The 15,073-nt window shown below is 69.2% G+C and carries 15 protein-coding genes; 10 read left to right on the top strand and 5 right to left on the bottom strand.

The window, feature by feature from the left end; genetic code table 11:
* Positions 1 to 50 precede the first annotated feature (50 nt).
* Positions 51 to 956, top strand: a complete 906-nt coding sequence (locus ACGFNP_RS10100; protein ID WP_358337996.1) for an ABC transporter ATP-binding protein — start codon at positions 51 to 53, stop codon at positions 954 to 956.
* Positions 953 to 1,687: an ABC transporter permease gene (locus ACGFNP_RS10095; RefSeq protein WP_358337999.1), complete on the top strand. Its 735-nt coding sequence runs from the start codon at positions 953 to 955 to the stop codon at positions 1,685 to 1,687. The genes ACGFNP_RS10100 and ACGFNP_RS10095 overlap by 4 nt, the downstream gene beginning before the upstream one ends.
* 2 nt (positions 1,688 to 1,689) lie before the next feature.
* Here the strand turns inward: ACGFNP_RS10095 and ACGFNP_RS10090 are convergent, their stop codons facing one another.
* Complete coding sequence (locus ACGFNP_RS10090; protein ID WP_393316899.1) at positions 1,690 to 2,619, bottom strand: SMP-30/gluconolactonase/LRE family protein; 930 nt, start codon at positions 2,617 to 2,619, stop codon at positions 1,690 to 1,692.
* A gap of 19 nt (positions 2,620 to 2,638) precedes the next feature.
* On the opposite strand from ACGFNP_RS10090, the gene ACGFNP_RS10085 reads away from it, so the two are divergent.
* Genes ACGFNP_RS10085 through soxR form a run of 3 tightly spaced genes read left to right on the top strand, consistent with a single transcriptional unit; the run spans position 2,639 to position 4,331 of the window.
* A complete protein-coding gene (locus tag ACGFNP_RS10085; RefSeq protein WP_358338004.1) occupies positions 2,639 to 3,076 on the top strand; it encodes an Lrp/AsnC family transcriptional regulator in 438 nt (145 codons plus the stop codon).
* 9 nt (positions 3,077 to 3,085) lie between these two features.
* On the top strand, positions 3,086 to 3,811 hold the full coding sequence (locus ACGFNP_RS10080; RefSeq protein ID WP_358338007.1) for a metallophosphoesterase: 726 nt from the start codon (positions 3,086 to 3,088) through the stop codon (positions 3,809 to 3,811).
* A 4-nt stretch (positions 3,812 to 3,815) separates the two neighbouring features.
* Complete coding sequence (gene soxR, locus ACGFNP_RS10075) at positions 3,816 to 4,331, top strand: redox-sensitive transcriptional activator SoxR (RefSeq protein WP_358338010.1); 516 nt, start codon at positions 3,816 to 3,818, stop codon at positions 4,329 to 4,331.
* A gap of 1 nt (position 4,332) precedes the next feature.
* Here the strand turns inward: soxR and ACGFNP_RS10070 are convergent, their stop codons facing one another.
* On the bottom strand, positions 4,333 to 4,779 hold the full coding sequence (locus ACGFNP_RS10070; protein WP_358338013.1) for a universal stress protein: 447 nt from the start codon (positions 4,777 to 4,779) through the stop codon (positions 4,333 to 4,335).
* A gap of 134 nt (positions 4,780 to 4,913) precedes the next feature.
* Between ACGFNP_RS10070 and ACGFNP_RS10065 the strand changes: the two genes are divergently transcribed.
* From ACGFNP_RS10065 to ACGFNP_RS10055, 3 genes are all read left to right on the top strand, one after another.
* The gene (locus tag ACGFNP_RS10065) at positions 4,914 to 5,702 is read left to right on the top strand and encodes a phosphotransferase (protein ID WP_358338016.1); all 789 of its coding nucleotides are present in this window, start codon (positions 4,914 to 4,916) and stop codon (positions 5,700 to 5,702) included.
* A 68-nt stretch (positions 5,703 to 5,770) separates the two neighbouring features.
* Positions 5,771 to 6,316, top strand: a complete 546-nt coding sequence (locus ACGFNP_RS10060) for an RNA polymerase sigma factor (protein WP_358338019.1) — start codon at positions 5,771 to 5,773, stop codon at positions 6,314 to 6,316.
* Positions 6,313 to 6,948, top strand: a complete 636-nt coding sequence (locus ACGFNP_RS10055; RefSeq protein ID WP_393316892.1) for a hypothetical protein — start codon at positions 6,313 to 6,315, stop codon at positions 6,946 to 6,948. The genes ACGFNP_RS10060 and ACGFNP_RS10055 overlap by 4 nt, the downstream gene beginning before the upstream one ends.
* A 27-nt stretch (positions 6,949 to 6,975) precedes the next feature.
* Here ACGFNP_RS10055 and ACGFNP_RS10050 read toward each other — a convergent pair whose 3' ends face one another.
* Positions 6,976 to 8,418 (bottom strand): S41 family peptidase, encoded by a 1,443-nt coding sequence (locus ACGFNP_RS10050; RefSeq protein WP_393316889.1) that lies wholly within the window; start codon positions 8,416 to 8,418, stop codon positions 6,976 to 6,978.
* A gap of 57 nt (positions 8,419 to 8,475) precedes the next feature.
* Positions 8,476 to 9,555: a serine hydrolase domain-containing protein gene (locus ACGFNP_RS10045; protein WP_393316886.1), complete on the bottom strand. Its 1,080-nt coding sequence runs from the start codon at positions 9,553 to 9,555 to the stop codon at positions 8,476 to 8,478.
* A 119-nt stretch (positions 9,556 to 9,674) separates the two neighbouring features.
* On the opposite strand from ACGFNP_RS10045, the gene ACGFNP_RS10040 reads away from it, so the two are divergent.
* Complete coding sequence (locus tag ACGFNP_RS10040; protein WP_358338032.1) at positions 9,675 to 10,331, top strand: response regulator transcription factor; 657 nt, start codon at positions 9,675 to 9,677, stop codon at positions 10,329 to 10,331.
* On the top strand, positions 10,328 to 11,512 hold the full coding sequence (locus ACGFNP_RS10035) for a sensor histidine kinase (RefSeq protein WP_393316883.1): 1,185 nt from the start codon (positions 10,328 to 10,330) through the stop codon (positions 11,510 to 11,512). Before ACGFNP_RS10040 ends, ACGFNP_RS10035 begins: the two co-directional genes overlap by 4 nt.
* On the opposite strand, the gene ACGFNP_RS10030 is transcribed toward ACGFNP_RS10035, so the two are convergent.
* The gene (locus ACGFNP_RS10030; RefSeq protein WP_393316880.1) at positions 11,509 to 14,886 is read right to left on the bottom strand and encodes a replicative DNA helicase; all 3,378 of its coding nucleotides are present in this window, start codon (positions 14,884 to 14,886) and stop codon (positions 11,509 to 11,511) included. The two genes, ACGFNP_RS10035 and ACGFNP_RS10030, sit on opposite strands and share 4 nt — an antisense overlap.
* Between the last annotated feature and the right edge of the window lie 187 nt (positions 14,887 to 15,073).

Below are 15,073 nucleotides of genomic sequence, written 5' to 3'. Positions count from 1 at the left end.
GGTACCCAGCCCGATTCCCCGCGCGAGCCGGGATTCCTAGCGTCGAAGGCATGAAAATCATCGAGGTCAGGAACCTCCACAAGCGGTATCCCGACCATGTGGCGGTGGACGACGTGTCGTTCGAGGTGTCGGATGGCGAGATCTTCGGCATCCTCGGCCCGAACGGCGCCGGCAAGACCACGACCGTCGAGTGCGTCGCGGGGTTACGCACTCCCGATCGTGGCACCGTACGCGTGACCGGGATCGACCCCCAGCAGGACAGGGACGCGCTGCGCCGGGTGCTGGGCGCGCAGTTGCAGAGCGCCGCGCTGCCGGAAAAGATCAAGGTGTGGGAGGCCATGGACCTCTACGCCTCCTTCTACCCGGATCCGGCTGACTGGTCCGAGCTGCTCGACCGCGTCGGGCTCGGCGACAAGCGGGGCACGCACTTCGGCAAACTCTCCGGCGGCCAGCGGCAGCGCCTGTCCGTCGCGCTGGCGCTGGTGGGCAGGCCGCGCGTCGCGGTGCTCGACGAGCTCACCACCGGGCTCGACCCGCAGGCCCGCAGGGACACCTGGGAGCTGGTCGAGCAGGTACGCGACTCCGGCGTGACGATCGTGCTCGTCACCCACTTCATGGAGGAGGCCGAGCGGCTCTGCGACCGCGTCGCGCTCATCGACGCGGGCCGGGTCGTCGCCACCGACTCACCGGCGGGGCTGATCGCCCAGGTCGGAGGCGCGCAGCGGCTGCGATTCCGGCCGACCGGACCCTTCTCCGACGACCTCCTGCTGGCTCTGCCCGAGGTGACCGAGGTCGCCAGGAGCGGACAGCAGGTCGTGGTGACCGGCACCGGCGAGCTCGCCTCCGCCGTCATGCTGACGCTCGCCAACCACCAGATCGTCCCCGGTGACCTGCGCATCGAACAGGCCACCCTCGACGACGCGTTCCTCGCACTGACCGGAAGGAAGCTGTCATGAGGAAGATCCTCCTCGTCGAGACCAAGCTGCACCTGCGGCAGTGGCCCAACATGATCTTCACCATCGGCCTGCCGCTCGCCCTGCTGCTGGGGCTCGGCAGCCTCCCCGACCTGGGCAAGCCCGATCCGGCGATGGGCGGGCAGCGGTACATCGACACCCAGCTGCCGGCGCAGATGACCTTGCTGGCGATGCTGACGCTCGCCTGTTCGGTGCTGCCCGCCGTCCTCGTCACCTATCGCGAGCAGGGGGTGCTCCGGCGGATGTCGACGACGCCCGTGGCACCGGGGCGGCTGCTGGCCGCACAGCTCCTCATCAACCTGGTCGTCGGTACCGTGTCGGTCTTCCTGCTGGTGGTGCTCGGGTACGTGGTGCTCGGCGCCGCGATGCCCAAGCAGCTCCCCGGTTTCGTGCTGGTCTTCCTGCTCGGCTCGGCCGCGCTGCTGGCCCTGGGACTGGTGATCTCCTCGATCGCGCCTACGGGCAGGTCGGCGCCGGGGATCGGGTCGGTGGTGATGTTCCCGCTGATGTTCGTGGCGGGCATGTGGATCCCGCGCGAGGCCATGCCGGACGCGCTGCGCGCGGTGAGCGACTATTCGGTGGCCGGGCCGTTCGCCCAGGCGCTGCGCGACACCTGGGCGGGCCACGCGCCGCAGCCGCTGCACCTCATCGTCATGGCCGCCGGGCTGCTGGTCTTCGGCGGGGTCGCGATTCGGTTGTTCCGCTGGGAGTAGTACTAGGACCAGACGGGGCGGGCGCCGGTGACGTTCAGCATCACCGAGTAGAGCGAGGTCGAGGCCGCGATGAACAGCCGGTTGCGCTTGAGCCCGCCGAACACCAGGTTGGCGACGGAGTCGGGCAAGTGGAGCCGGCCGATCAGCGTCCCGTCGGGGTCGTAGCAGAGCACCGCCTTGCCCGCCGCCGCCCACACGCGGCCAGTGTCGTCCAGTCGCATCCCGTCGAAGGTGTCGCCGTCTGTCCCCTGCGCGAAGACCTTCCCGCCCGAGAGCGTGCCGTTGTCGTGCACATCGAACAGGCGTACGTGCCTGCGGCGGGTGTCGGCGATGTAGAGGCGGGACTCGTCCAGCGAGAAGGCCAGGCCGTTGGGCCGGTCGAAGTCGTCGGCCACCCGGGCCACCTCGCCCGTCACCGGATCGACGCGGTAGACGTGACAACCGTCGATCTCGGGATCGGCCCGGTGGCCCTCGTAGTCGCTGTCGATGCCGTAAGCGGGGTCGGTGAACCAGATGGAGCCGTCGGAGCGGACCACCGCGTCGTTCGGGCTGTTGAGGCGCTTGCCCTGCCAGCGGTCGGCGATCACGGTGATCGAGCCGTCGGCCTCGGTGCGGGTGACCCGGCGCGCGCCGTGCTCGCACGAGATCAGGCGGCCCTGGCCGTCGAGCGTGTTGCCGTTGACGTAGCCGGCGGGCTGCCGGAACGGGCCCACGACGCCGGTCATCTCGTCCCAGCGCAGCATCCGGTCGTTGGGGATGTCGCTCCACACCAGGAAGCGGCCCGCCGGGAAGTAGACCGGCCCCTCGGCCCAGCGGGTGCCCGTGTAGATCCGCTCGACCAGGTCGTCGCCGCCGATCGCGGCGAAGCGCTCGTCCAGCACCTCGAACTCCGTGGGGATCGTGCTGGATGGGGTTCGGTAAATTTGCTCCATAGTCGAATAGCATACTGTCATGGACGAGATCGACAAGATGCTGATCGGCCTGCTTCAGGAGGACGCCACACGGTCGTACGCGGCTCTCGGCACGGCCGTGGGCCTGTCGGGCGGGGCGGCGCACGAGCGGGTGCGCAAGCTGCGGGAGCGTGGCGTGATCAAGCGCACCACGATCGAGGTGGATCCGGTGGCGCTCGGCCGGGACGTGGTGGCGTACGTGCTGGTCGACGGGGGCGCCTGGATGGGCGACGCCGCCGCGCGGCTGGCGGCGATCGCGCCGGTCGAGGAGGCGCACGTCATCGCCGGGCCCGCCTCGGTCCTGCTCAAGGTCCGTACGGCCGACACCCGGGAATTACAGCAGGTCCTGCGGCAGGTGTTCGAGGTCGACGGCGTGACCGGGACCCAGACGGTCGTCGTGCTGGAGACGTTCTTCGAACGGCCCATGCATGTGGAATAAAGTGCTCAGATGGCGATTTTTGCGCAGATCAGCGACGTGCACATCGGGGGCTCCGACGAGAGTGTCGAGCGCGCACGGCAGGTCATGCGGCACCTGCGTACGCTGCGGCTCGACGCCGTCCTGGTCACGGGCGACATCGCGGACCACGCGCTGCCGGAGGAGTACGCGATCGCGGACGAGTTGTTCCGCGGCGAGCTGCCGCTGGCCGTCTGCCCGGGCAACCATGACGCGGTGCCGGAGTTCGAGAAGCTGCTCGGCCCCGCCAACCAGGCGCTCAGGCTCGACGACGTGACGATCGCCCTGGCCGATTCGAGCGTGCCCGGCCACGCCCATGGCTACCTGGCCGACGAGACGCTGGCCTGGCTCGACGAGGTGCTGTCGGAGCGCCCTGACGTCCCGGCGTTCGTGGGGATGCACCATCCGCCGATCGAGCTCGGCATCCCGTACGTCGACAAGATCCGGTTGCGCGAGCCGGAACGGCTGGCGGACCTGCTGTCACGGCACCCGAACGTGGCCGCGGTGCTGACCGGCCACGCGCACACCGCCGTGTCGGCCCGCTTCGCCGGGCTGCCGCTGGTCGTCGCACCCGGCGTCATCTCGACCGCCCTGACCAGCGTGGAGACGGACGCGGAGTTCCCCGTCTCGTACGACCTGCCGCCCGCCTACGCGCTGCACATCTTCGACGGCGAACGGCTGGTCACCCACTTCCGCCCGGTAATCCTCAACTATTCTTGAGGTTATGACCAAGGTGGCATGGAACTCCAAGGAGCTGACGGTCGGCCAGCTCGCCGAGCGCAGCGGCGTGGCCGTGTCGGCGCTGCACTTCTACGAGGCCAAGGGGCTCATCGGGAGCCGCCGCACCGCGGGCAACCAGCGGCGCTACACGCGTGACACGCTGCGCCGGGTCGCGTTCGTCCGGCTGTCGCAGCGGCTGGGCATCCCCCTGCGGACCATCAAGGACGCGTTGGCCGAGCTGCCGGAGGAGCGTACGCCCACCCGTGACGACTGGGCGCGGCTGTCGGCGACCTGGCGCGGCGAGCTCGACGACCGGATCGAGCAGCTCCAGCGGCTCCGCGACGACCTCACGGACTGCATCGGCTGCGGGTGCCTGTCACTCGACCGGTGCGCGCTGGCCAACCCGCACGACCGGCTGGGCAGCGAGGGACCGGGCGCCAGGCGCATCGACACGCGGCTCGCCCCGCCCCAGCAATGCTGCCCGGCCCCCGCCGAGACGGAGTCCTCGCAGGTCTGCTAGATCACTTCTTGGCCGGGGGGACGATCAGGGTCGGCCGGTGGGCGTGGTGCAGCACGTGGTTGGAGACGCTGCCCAGCAGCACGGAGCGCACGCCGGCCAGTCCTCGTGATCCAGTGACGACCAGCGACGCGTCGACCTCGTCCGCGACGTCCACGATCGTCCGCCAGATCGACTCGTTGTCGGCCACCGCCCGATAGGTCACGTCCGCGAGCCCTGAGGCGGTCGCCAGCTCGGCCCCTTCCTTGGCGTACTGCTCGGCCTGGATCCGCCACTCCTCACCGGAGTCGGAGACGACCCCGGCACCGGCCAGTGGATACCTCTTGATCTGCACGAGCAGGGGCTCCCACACGGTCACGATGAGCGTGGGCTCGGCGGCCAGGTGCTTGGCCGCGAACTCGATCGCGGCGCGCGAGTCGGCCGAGCCGTCGTAGGCGACGAGGATGGTCATGGCGTGCTTCCCTTCGCTTGAAGCTCACTCCCTTGTTGCAGCATCGGGACGATCAGCCGTGATTCCGTGCGCCGTTGTCTGTTGTGTCACACCTGGAGGACTGGCGAGGATCGGTTCTTGTGCCATTTCCCCGCGTGCCTCGTCTCGACATCGACGGCGTCCTGCGCCGGCTCGATGTCCCGCTCACCTATGAAGGCCCGTGCCCCGGCGGCCAGGTCGGTGCCGCGTACGTGCGCTGGCCCGACGGCCACCGGTCGGTGCTCACTCACGGGCCCGACGTGGGCGCGCTGCTGGAGGTGGCCCGCGCGGCGGGTGTCCCGGCGCCGCGCTACGAGCTGGTACGCCCGCCGATCGTGGTGCAGGAGCTGCTGCCCGGCTCTTCCCCGAACCAGCCCTCCCCGCGCACGATCGAGTCGATGCTCGACGTCAACCGGCGCTGCCGTGGCCTGCTGGCCGGCCGTACGGACCTGCCCGGGATGGCGCTCTTCCTGCGCGGCGACGGGCCGGGTTTCTGCCTGCACGAGCCGCTGCGGACGTACGACAGCCGGACGCGCCGCCTGCTCGACCAGGTGGAGGAGGTCGGCGCCGCCCTCCCGGAGCAGCTGGACGGCGACGACCTCGTCCACACCGACTTCCACCCCGAGAACGTGCTGGTCGACGAATCGGGCGCGGTCACGGGGGTGATCGACTGGGACGGCGCCACGCGGGGTGACGCCGACTTCGACCTCGTCACGCTGCGCTTCGACCTCACGCACCGGGCACCGGAGCTGGCTCGCCTGCTCGATGGGTTGGTGAGTGAGAAGGTGGCGCCGGCCTGCTGGGCCCACATGAGCCTGCGGATGGTCGACTGGGCGATCCGGCACTTCACCGCCGCCGAGGTCACCATCTGGCTCGACGTCGCCGAACTCCTTCGGCCGACCTGATCGGAAACGCTTCGCGGCCTTCGGTCCAAGTAGAGATGTAAGGGCGAACGACGAAGGGAGCGAGGCCTGTGCGCCTCAACGAAGACCCCGAGGCCTTTGAAGCCTTTTATCGCCGCCATGTCGATGGCCTCATGCGGTTCGTCGTACGCCGAGTGAGCGATCCTCATCTGGCCGCCGATCTGACTGCCGACATCTTCCTGGCGGTCCTGGACTCCGGGCACACCTACCGCCCCGGCCGGGGCAGCGAGACCGCTTGGTTGTACGGCGTGGCACGCAACGTCGTCTCCGCCCAGTATCGACGCAACGCCCGCGAGACGAAGGCGACCAGCCGCATCGCGGGCAGGCGAATGATGGACGACCACGATCTCGACCGGATGGAGGAACGGATCGACGCCGAGCGCCAGATGCGCCGTGCCCTGGAGGCCATGGGCAAGCTGCCCGAGGGCGAACGGGCCGTACTGGAGCTCGTGGCGATCGATCAGCTCACCGTCAAGGAGGCCGCCGCGGCCTTGGGCATCAACGGGGTGACCGCACGAGTCCGGTTGCATCGGGCCAGACGCGCCCTTGAAGACATCGCTTCGCCATCGGCTGTGTACGTGGAGGGACAGGCATGAGCAACTTCGAGGAGCGCCTGCTCAGTGCGCTCAAGGACGACATCGCCGCCAGGAAGGCGGACATGGTCGTCGAGACCCCGGCACGACGCCGCCGTGTCGTGGGACTGGCCGCCGCGGTGGCGGGGGTCGCGGCGGCCACGGTGGTGGCCATGAACGTGTACGGCGGAGCACCGGCCTTCGCTGTGACCAAGAGCGCGGACGGGTCGGTCGAGGTGCGGATCAACGAGTTCCGCGACTCGGACGAGTTGGCGGCCAAGCTCGCTGCGGCGGGAGTGGCGGCGGTGGTCGACTACCTGCCGGCGGGCCAGACCTGTAAGCAGCCCCGAGGCGAGCACGGGGCCGGCTACGGGCGGGTCGAGAACGGCATCAAAGTCGGGAGGGACGGGACGGGGATCGTGTTCCGGATCGACAAGGGGCAGGTGGTGGGCGATCAGACGCTGGTCCTGGCGGTCTCCGTCGACCAGGCGGACAAGCCGCCCATCGCGACCTCGCTGGAGGTGGTCAAGGGGACGGTGGCGCCCTGCGAGGCGACCCCGCTGAACCTCCCCCCGACCTCCGGCTCCACCGACGACGGCCCGTCCACCGACGAGAAGGCGGGCGAGGGGCCCGGCCCGACCACCAACAGCGGCTGACGTCGTCCGCCCTGGCCTGGAGTGCTCCTACCGGGCGGCCGGAAGCAGGGACAGGGCCTTGGCCATCGCTGGGTCGCGGCCCTTGCGCAGGTCCTTCGCGGTCAGTGGCAGGTAGTGGTCGGGCGCCACGCCGATGCCGTTGATCAGTTCGTGGTTGGCGCCCACCTGGTAGGCCGCGGGCAGGGTCAGGAGGCTCCCGTCGTCCAGCGTGAACATCCCGGCGGATCCCGACACCATGCCCGACGTACGCGACCCGATCAGCGGCCCGACCTTGAGGTCCTTGACGGCGGCCGAGAAGGCGTCGCAGGCCGAGGCGCAGATGCCGTCGGTGAGCACGGCCACGGGCAGGCCGAGCAGCGGGACCGTGTCGTCGGTGCGGTTGGGCGTGCACGTGTCGTCCGGGGCGCAGTCGTAACTGTGCACCTTGCCGTGTACGAAGCCGCTGAGCAGCTTGACGACCTCGGCGGGCGAGCCGCCGTTGGTGCCGCGCAGATCGAGGACGAGGCCACGTAGCTTCTTGCCCTCACGCAGCCCGGCGATGGCGGCCAGGACCTGGTCGGCGGTCCCGGGCTGGAAGTTGGTGAGCTTGATCGCGGCCACGTCGCCGTCGAGCCGGCGGGCCGTCACGGGCCGCGTCGTGGGCGTGAACAGCTTCGGCCGCAGCGTCGTCTTCCTGACTCGGCCGGTGGACGGGTCGAGCAGCGCCAGCCGTACCGGGTCCGGGTGGGAACCGGAGTATTCGGGGTTGAGCAGGTTCATGGCACCGCTGGACAGGACACCGTCCACGAAGACGGGCGCGCCGTTGACGGATTGCACGATCTCGCCCGGACGGATACGGGCGGCGGCGGCCGGGCCGCCCTGCACGGCGTTGACAAACAGCGGAGCCACCGCCTTCTGCGGCGCCCGGTACGTGATCGAATAGCCGGGCGAGGTGGTGAAGCCGAGGCCATAGGCGTCGCCCGGCTTACCGGGCGGTTGCGCTCGGCGGCGCCACTGCGAGTGATTGTCGTGCAGGCTGCCCACCATGCCCTTGATCGTCGCCCCGGCCACGGCCTGTCGCAGTGTGGCGTCGTCCGGCAGAGTGGCCACCAATCGCTCGTACCCGGCCGCGAATGCGTTCAGGTCGGTCGTGCGGTTCCCGGTCAACGGCGGCATGGTGGCGTTGGGCCGGTCGGTGCCGCGGCGGTTCAGCTCCTCGGTGAGCCCGGCGAACCCGGTCGCGAGCACCGCCCAGTGGTCGAGTCGCTCGCGCCCGTAGAAGGCGGTGAAGATGCAGTCGTACGCCTGTTTGATGGTGCTCAGGCCGGTGGCGACGGGCTGATCCGGCTTGGAGTCGCAGGTGGAGGCCATGGTCCGTACGGCCGGCTCAGCCCGTACGACCGGCTCAGTCCGCACGGCCGCCACGGCGCCGGACGTCGCCAACGTCAGGACGCCGGTGCAGGCCAGCGCGGGTAGGAGGGAACGTTTCACGCTGATGGATCTCCTTCACTCAGCTGGGCGGGTCTCGCGGTCCACGGATGGCTCCGGTTATTGGCCGGGGCAGAGGACGGCTTCCGCGGCCTCGTTGATGGCGTCACCGACGGCCATGGCCTGCTCGTTATCGATCTTCAATGTGGCGGCCACCGCGAACTGAACCCGGCCGTCGGTCGTGGAGAAGGTGATGGAGTTGATCCCGGGCATGCCGCCCGCGGCCGCCGCGACCGTTCCGCCGCACAGGCTGGGCCGTGGCCGCGGCGGTTGCATGTCCGGCGGCAGCAGCTTGCCCTGGTTGAGCGCGCTGTAGAAGGCGCTGACGTCGTGCGCGGTGGAGATCGCTCCTTCGGCGCCGATGGTGGCGTTGAGCCGGTCGACGTCGCGCGGCCTGCCCTTGGCATCGGGGTAGTAGCCGTGTCCGTGCGGACCCTTGATCTGGTCGGAGACCTTGGTGGCCAGATAGGTGTCCTTCATGCCGAGCGGGGTGAACAGGCGCCGCTTGAACTCGGTGGCCCGATCGTTGCCGGTCAGCTTCTCGATGATCATGCCGAGGAGGACGTAGTTGGTGGTGGAGTAGAGGTATTCCCCGGGCTCGCCCTTGCGAGGCACGGTACGCGCGGCCTTCACCAGGTCGATCGGCTTGTAGGCGGTGGTGAAGTCGAACACGTCGAACTTCCCACTCTCCATGAAGTCGGGGATGCCGGAGGTGTGACGGATCAGCTGCTGCACGGTGATCTCGTCGGCCCGATCCACATAGTCGTGCTTGGCCATGTCGGGCAGGACGTCGCTGAGCTTGTCTTCCAGGCCGAGCTTGCCCTCCTTGACCAGTTGCAGGACGATCGTGGCCTCCATGAGCTTGGTCTGGGACGCGATGCGGTAACGGGAATCCGCCGGGATGCGCCCACCCTTGCCGCCGAGCAGGCGTGAGCCCGCCGTCCCCTGGCCCACCCGCCTGCCGTCGACGTACACCTGTCCGATGGCCCCCACCACGCCGTCGGTCTTCGCCACGGTCTCTATCGCCTGCTGGACATCTCCCAGCTTGACCTGGTCGGCGGCGGCCGCGGGTGCTGGGACGCTCAACGCCAGCACCGCGCAGGCCAGCCCGGCCATGCCGGTTGCTCTGCCACGCCTCATGGTCGATCACCCTTTCCTGACGGGACTTCAAGGGCGACCAGATCTACCGGCCGGCACCGATCGGTGGCCGATCGGCGGACCATATCCGTGCCATATGCGGGCGTTGCGATACTGCCCTGATGCGCGTGCTCTTGGTGGAAGACGAGCAACCCCTCGCCGGGTACATCGAAGCCGGGCTGCGCAAGCACGGCTTCACCGTCGACGTCGCCCTCGACGGGCAGACGGCTCTGGACAAGTGCGAGATCACGCCGTACGACGTGGTGGTCCTGGACAGGGATCTGCCCGTCGTGCACGGCGATGCGGTGTGCCGCCGGCTCGCCCAGCGGGGCAGGTCGCGGGTGCTGATGCTGACCGCGTCCGATGCCATCGAGGACCGGGTCGGCGGACTGATGCTGGGCGCGGACGACTACCTGGGCAAGCCGTTCGCGTTCTCCGAGCTGGTCGCGCGGGTCCACGCCCTGGTACGGCGGAGCGCGCCGGCCCGCCCGCCGGTGCTGCGCGCCGCCGGTGTGGCTCTGGATCCGGCCCGGCGTAGCGCCGAGCGGGACGGGCGGCTGCTGAGCCTGACACCCAAGGAGTTCGGTGTGCTCCAGCAGTTGCTGGCCGCCGACGGTGACGTGGTCAGCGCGGAAACCCTGCTGGACAAGGTGTGGGACGAGTACGCGGACCCGTTCACCAACGCGATCCGGATCACCGTCGGCACGCTGCGCCGCAAGCTCGGCGACCCGCCGCTGATCGAGACCGTCACCGGCGCCGGCTACCGGATCGGACCGTGAAACTGACCGCCCGGGCTCGGCTCGCGTCGCTGCAGACCGCCCTGGTGCTGGCCGCCGGTGCCGCGCTGACCGGGTTGACCTACCTGCTGATGCGGCGCCGCGTGATCTTCACGCATCTGGACCCGATCGGCACTCCCTCGCCGGACACGCCGCCGCAGGACGGGTTGTCCGCCCTCGCCAACCGGGTGCAGGCCGACACCCTGTCCGCGCTGCTGCCCCAGGCCGCTCTGGCGCTCGTGGTGGTGACCGGGCTGGCCGCCGTACTGAGCTGGCTGGTGGCCGGTCGGGTGCTACGGCCGATCCGCGTGATCTCCTCCACCGCCCGGCGGCTGTCAGCCGAGAACCTCACCGAACGGGTCCCGGTCACCACCCCCGCTGACGAGCTGTCAGCGTTGGCGGGCACGGTCAACGGGATGCTGGACCGCATCCAGCGCGACGTGGCCGAGCGGGATCGGATCCTGGACAGCCAGCGGCTGTTCACCGCCAACGCCGCCCACGAGCTGCGGACACCGCTGACCACCGCGCGTACGGCGATCGACGTCACCCTGGACGGAGACCCCAGCCGTGCCGAGCTGCTCACGATGGCCGGCGACGTACGCGGCGCCGTCGAGCACATGCAACGCGTCCTGGACGGGCTGCTGCTGCTGGCTCGGAGCCAGGCCGGGCTCGGCGCGCGGGAACCGGTCGACCTGGCCGCCGTAGCGACCGCCGCCCTCGACGCCGCCGGAACGCGGGCGGCAGCCGCCGGCGTCACCGTACGATCCGAACTCCGGCCGGCACCGGTCACCGGCGCACCCGTCCTGCTGGAACGGATGATCGGCAACCTGGTCGACAACGCGGTCCGCTACAACCGGGCGGGTGGGCACCTGGTCGTCGAGACGAGTACGGCGGGCGGGCGCGCCATCCTGCGCATCTCCAACACCGGCCGACAGATCCCGCCCGAGGAGGCCGAGACGCTGCTGGAACCGTTCGTGCACGGGCAGGGGACCCGCGTCCGTACTGACGGCCTGGGGCTGGGACTGTCGATCGTGCGCGCGGTCACACACGCCCACCGGGGACGGATCGCGGTTACCGCCCGCATCGGGGGCGGCCTCGACATCACCGTCGACCTCCCGCGGATGACCGCCGAGCAGATGGCGAACAAATGTGCCGTAAGTTCGACATCGCGGAGCGACCCCTAATGCTGAGCCATGTCGACAAAGCGCGAATAATGTCCCTGGAAGGCGACAGTGACGGTGGCAGTTGGACCATTTCGATGCTTGGCAACTATCAGGTCCGCCTCACCCGCCCTGGGCGACTCACGCTCGTACGCGTCCTCGCGATGGAGCAAAATGACCATGTCCGCATCCTGCTCGATGCTGTTGTGAACGGATATGCCGTTGGCAACGAAGTTGTGGGCGCCCAGCACCGTGGCGTCATAGACCGACTGCTCGCCCAGGCTCTCGATCGAGGCGACCTCGTCCCAAAAGACGTCGTTCGTCGCCAGCATGTCCATCTGAGCGTCGTCCAGAATCGCCGCCACCCGGCCAAGGCGCTCCCGGCTGGGTGCGTGCTTCCACAGGGTGCTGCCGCAGAATTGGGTGCCCAGTTCGGCAGAGAACGCCCGATGGGTCATGCCCTTCTCTGTCAGCGCGCCACGGACACGGTCCCAGACTTCGCGCGGAACCGTGTCGAGGTTCGTGTTGCCCTTGGCCGCCCGAAGTTCCGGTATGCAGCGAGCGGCTTGTTTCGCCCGTTCGCCATGCACGCCCACCTCGTCCAGGAAGCGGAGCTGGTTGTCCGAGCCGTAGACGTGGAGCTGGAACCCCGGCCGGTGGTCGCCCTTCTGTGTCGTCTTGATGCGAGTCATCACATTGAACCGAAGGAGCAGCCGCGCAACGTCATCGATCAGGCGGCGGCTCGTCGAGGCGTAGTAGACCCGCGACTGGCCGCGCTTTTCGTCCCACCAGACGCATCCGTCGGTCGCCCACAGGTGCCGGAGGAACAGGGCGATCTGCTTCTTCGGCAGGGAGAAGACCCCCTGCGGAATGAACTTCTCGTGGCTGCGGAGACCGAACAGCCCCAGACCGTCAAGCCAGGCGGCGATGGGGTTGCGCTTGCCGTGGGTGAGCCGGTAGGGGGCGGGGAGCCGGAGCGTGGTGACCCGCGCGGCGGGGTATTCGTCCCGGACCGCACTGACTCCGAAATGCGTGGCCGCTTTCGTGACCGCTTCCAGGCAAGCCTCGTCCTTGCTCGCGTACCGGATCGGCTGCCTCCTGACGAACGAACCGTCTCCGATCATGTGCCCCAGCAGGATGACTTCCTCTTCTGGCCACTCCTGAAGGTCCCGAGGGGGCGGGACGTGGCGCGGGACGGCGAGGCGAGCACCCGGGCCGACCTCCCCCAAGGGGCGCCAGCCGTCGTAGGTCATGAAGGGGTGATTGGCCGTCGCCTTGATCTCCCGACCCGACGTCAGCCGTAGTTTGAAGACCTCCTTCGTGCCACTGGGAAAGACATGCGTCATGGTGCACTGCACGAGCCGCATGTTCTCGTCCAGGGACCACACGGGGATGTCGCGTGCGCCGGACTCCAGAAGCTCGCCCAATGGCGCCTCCGCCCCCGTGTCGGCTCGCAGGACTCGGGTGTCAGCCGTCAGGCATCCCGATTCGCGCAGGTCGCTGACCGCGGGCCGCTTGTCCGTACGCTGCTCGGGGCCTCGGTTGAGCTGGGAGATCGCGATGACCGGCACCTCTAGCTCCTTGGCCAGCAGCTTGATCGCACGGGAGATCTCCGAGACCTCGTTCTGGCGGCTCTCGGTCTTCTTCGGCGAGCTCATCAGCTGGAGGTAGTCGATGACCACGAACCGCAGGTCGTTACGCTGTTTCAGGCGCCGGCACTTGGCCCGGATCTCCATCATCGACATGTTGGGCGAGTCGTCGATGAACAGCGGCGCCTCGGCCACCTCGCTCATCCGCCGGGCCAGCCGGGTCCAGTCGTCGTCGCCCATCATGCCGGAGCGCATCGCGTGCAGGGCGACCCGGGCCTCGGCCGACAGCAGTCGCATCGTGATCTCGTTGCGCGACATTTCCAGGGAGAAGATGACGGTGGTCATCCCATGCTTGATCGCTGCGGAACGGGCGAAGTCCAGCCCCAAGGTGCTGTTGTGGGTGGGGATGCACGTGTTGCCCGCGAGGTACAGGTGATCGGCGTTGTCCACCTCGACGCAGCGGACCGGCTGAGAGGGGACCGGGCGCACGTCCACGATGGAGCGAACCCCCGTGGTGAAGTCGATCACGTGGCCGGAATCCGGCTTGGTGCGCAGGATGGCGTTGTAGCCGAGGCTCAGGATGAGCTCGTGAACGTCATGAGCGAGCCGTCGATCCGCCACGGCGAACTGGATCTGCCCGTCTCCGCCGGCGCGCCCGTCGGCGTCGAGCAGGCCCGCCAGCAGGTCACGCCGCTGGCTCTCCGACGCGCGCAGGTAGGGAGTGGGAATGTGCCTCTCTTCGCGGACACCCGAGCTCTCTCCGAGGACGCCCAGACCGTGTCCGTCGCCGTCGCCGAGTCGGACACCGAGCGCGTACGGCGGAAGAGGAAGATCCCGCTCATCGAGCGCGAATGCCGCCGACACCGCGACCGCGTGGTCCGCCCCTCGGTCGGCCCGGAAGATCTCCTCCGTGGTCGTCACACCGCGCGTCGTCCACCACTGGTGCCCGGCGTCCGCGATGATCACCGTACCGTCGCTGAACTCCACCTCGTAGCACGGCCTGCCGTGCATGACCTCGGTGGCCGCGACCACCAGGGTCGGCCGGCCGTCGGCCCCGATGAGCTGCTCGCCGACCGCGATCTCGCCCATGGTCGTCCAGCCCGTCGGCGTGGGCAGCGGCGTGTCGAGCGCCAGCGCCTTGCCGATGGCCGGGCGGGCCGCGACGACGATCATCTGGCCCGGGTGCAGGCCGTTGGTGAGCTGGTCGAGGTCCTGGAAGCCGGTGGGCACGCCGACCATCTGGCCGCCGCGGCTGCCGATGGCCTCCAGCTCGTCGAGGGCGCCCGGCATGATGTCGGCCAGCGGCGCGTAGTCCTCGGAGGTGCGCCGCTCGGTGACCTTGTAGATCTCCGCCTGCGCGCGGTCGACCAGGTCGTCGACCTCTTCGTTCTGGCCGCCGTAGCCGAAGGAGACGATGCGGGTGCCGGCCTCGATGAGGCGGCGGAGGATGGCCTGCTCGCGGACGATCTTCGCGTAGTAGCCGGCGTTGGCCGCGGTGGGGACGACGGCCGTCAGCGTGTGAAGGTAGGCGGCGCCGCCCACCCGGGCCATCTCGCCGCGCTTCTGCAGGTCGTCGAAGACCGTGACCGCGTCGGCCGGCTCACCGCGACCGTAGAGGTCGGTGATGACGTCATAGATCATCTGATGCGCGGGCCGGTAGAAGTCGTCGGACCGGATGAGCTCCACGACGTCGGCGATCGCATCCTTGGACAGCAGCATGCCGCCCAGAACCGACTGCTCCGCCTCGATGTTGCTGGGCGGCGTGCGCTCGAAACCCGGGCCTCCGCCGCCATCCTCGTCAATGCTCACCGCGCCCCCTCAACACCTTGCAGGCGGTCGCACCACCCCCACTTGTAGTCGACCGGTCTGACAGTTTCGCGGGTTCTCGGTGAGACGGCAACGCGGCCTGTGGATAACCCTGTGGTCAAGCTGTGCACTATCCCGCCCAGGGTGTTAAAGGACTGTGGACGGAGCTGTGGATAACTCTGTCCATAAT

The organism is Nonomuraea sp. NPDC049269, from assembly GCF_043197155.1.
Taxonomy (GTDB): domain Bacteria; phylum Actinomycetota; class Actinomycetes; order Streptosporangiales; family Streptosporangiaceae; genus Nonomuraea.
This window is presented reverse-complemented; position numbering and strand designations above follow the sequence as displayed.

What these genes read in the sequence shown, in the direction of transcription:
- ACGFNP_RS10100 (WP_358337996.1), top strand. Translation starts at nt 51, where the DNA reads ATGAAAATCATCGAGGTCAGGAACCTCCACAAGCGGTATCCCGACCAT.
- ACGFNP_RS10095 (WP_358337999.1), top strand. Translation starts at nt 953, where the DNA reads ATGAGGAAGATCCTCCTCGTCGAGACCAAGCTGCACCTGCGGCAGTGG.
- ACGFNP_RS10090 (WP_393316899.1), bottom strand. Translation starts at nt 2,619, where the DNA reads ATGGAGCAAATTTACCGAACCCCATCCAGCACGATCCCCACGGAGTTC.
- ACGFNP_RS10085 (WP_358338004.1), top strand. Translation starts at nt 2,639, where the DNA reads ATGGACGAGATCGACAAGATGCTGATCGGCCTGCTTCAGGAGGACGCC.
- ACGFNP_RS10080 (WP_358338007.1), top strand. Translation starts at nt 3,086, where the DNA reads ATGGCGATTTTTGCGCAGATCAGCGACGTGCACATCGGGGGCTCCGAC.
- soxR (WP_358338010.1), top strand. Translation starts at nt 3,816, where the DNA reads ATGACCAAGGTGGCATGGAACTCCAAGGAGCTGACGGTCGGCCAGCTC.
- ACGFNP_RS10070 (WP_358338013.1), bottom strand. Translation starts at nt 4,779, where the DNA reads ATGACCATCCTCGTCGCCTACGACGGCTCGGCCGACTCGCGCGCCGCG.
- ACGFNP_RS10055 (WP_393316892.1), top strand. Translation starts at nt 6,313, where the DNA reads ATGAGCAACTTCGAGGAGCGCCTGCTCAGTGCGCTCAAGGACGACATC.
- ACGFNP_RS10045 (WP_393316886.1), bottom strand. Translation starts at nt 9,555, where the DNA reads ATGAGGCGTGGCAGAGCAACCGGCATGGCCGGGCTGGCCTGCGCGGTG.
- ACGFNP_RS10040 (WP_358338032.1), top strand. Translation starts at nt 9,675, where the DNA reads ATGCGCGTGCTCTTGGTGGAAGACGAGCAACCCCTCGCCGGGTACATC.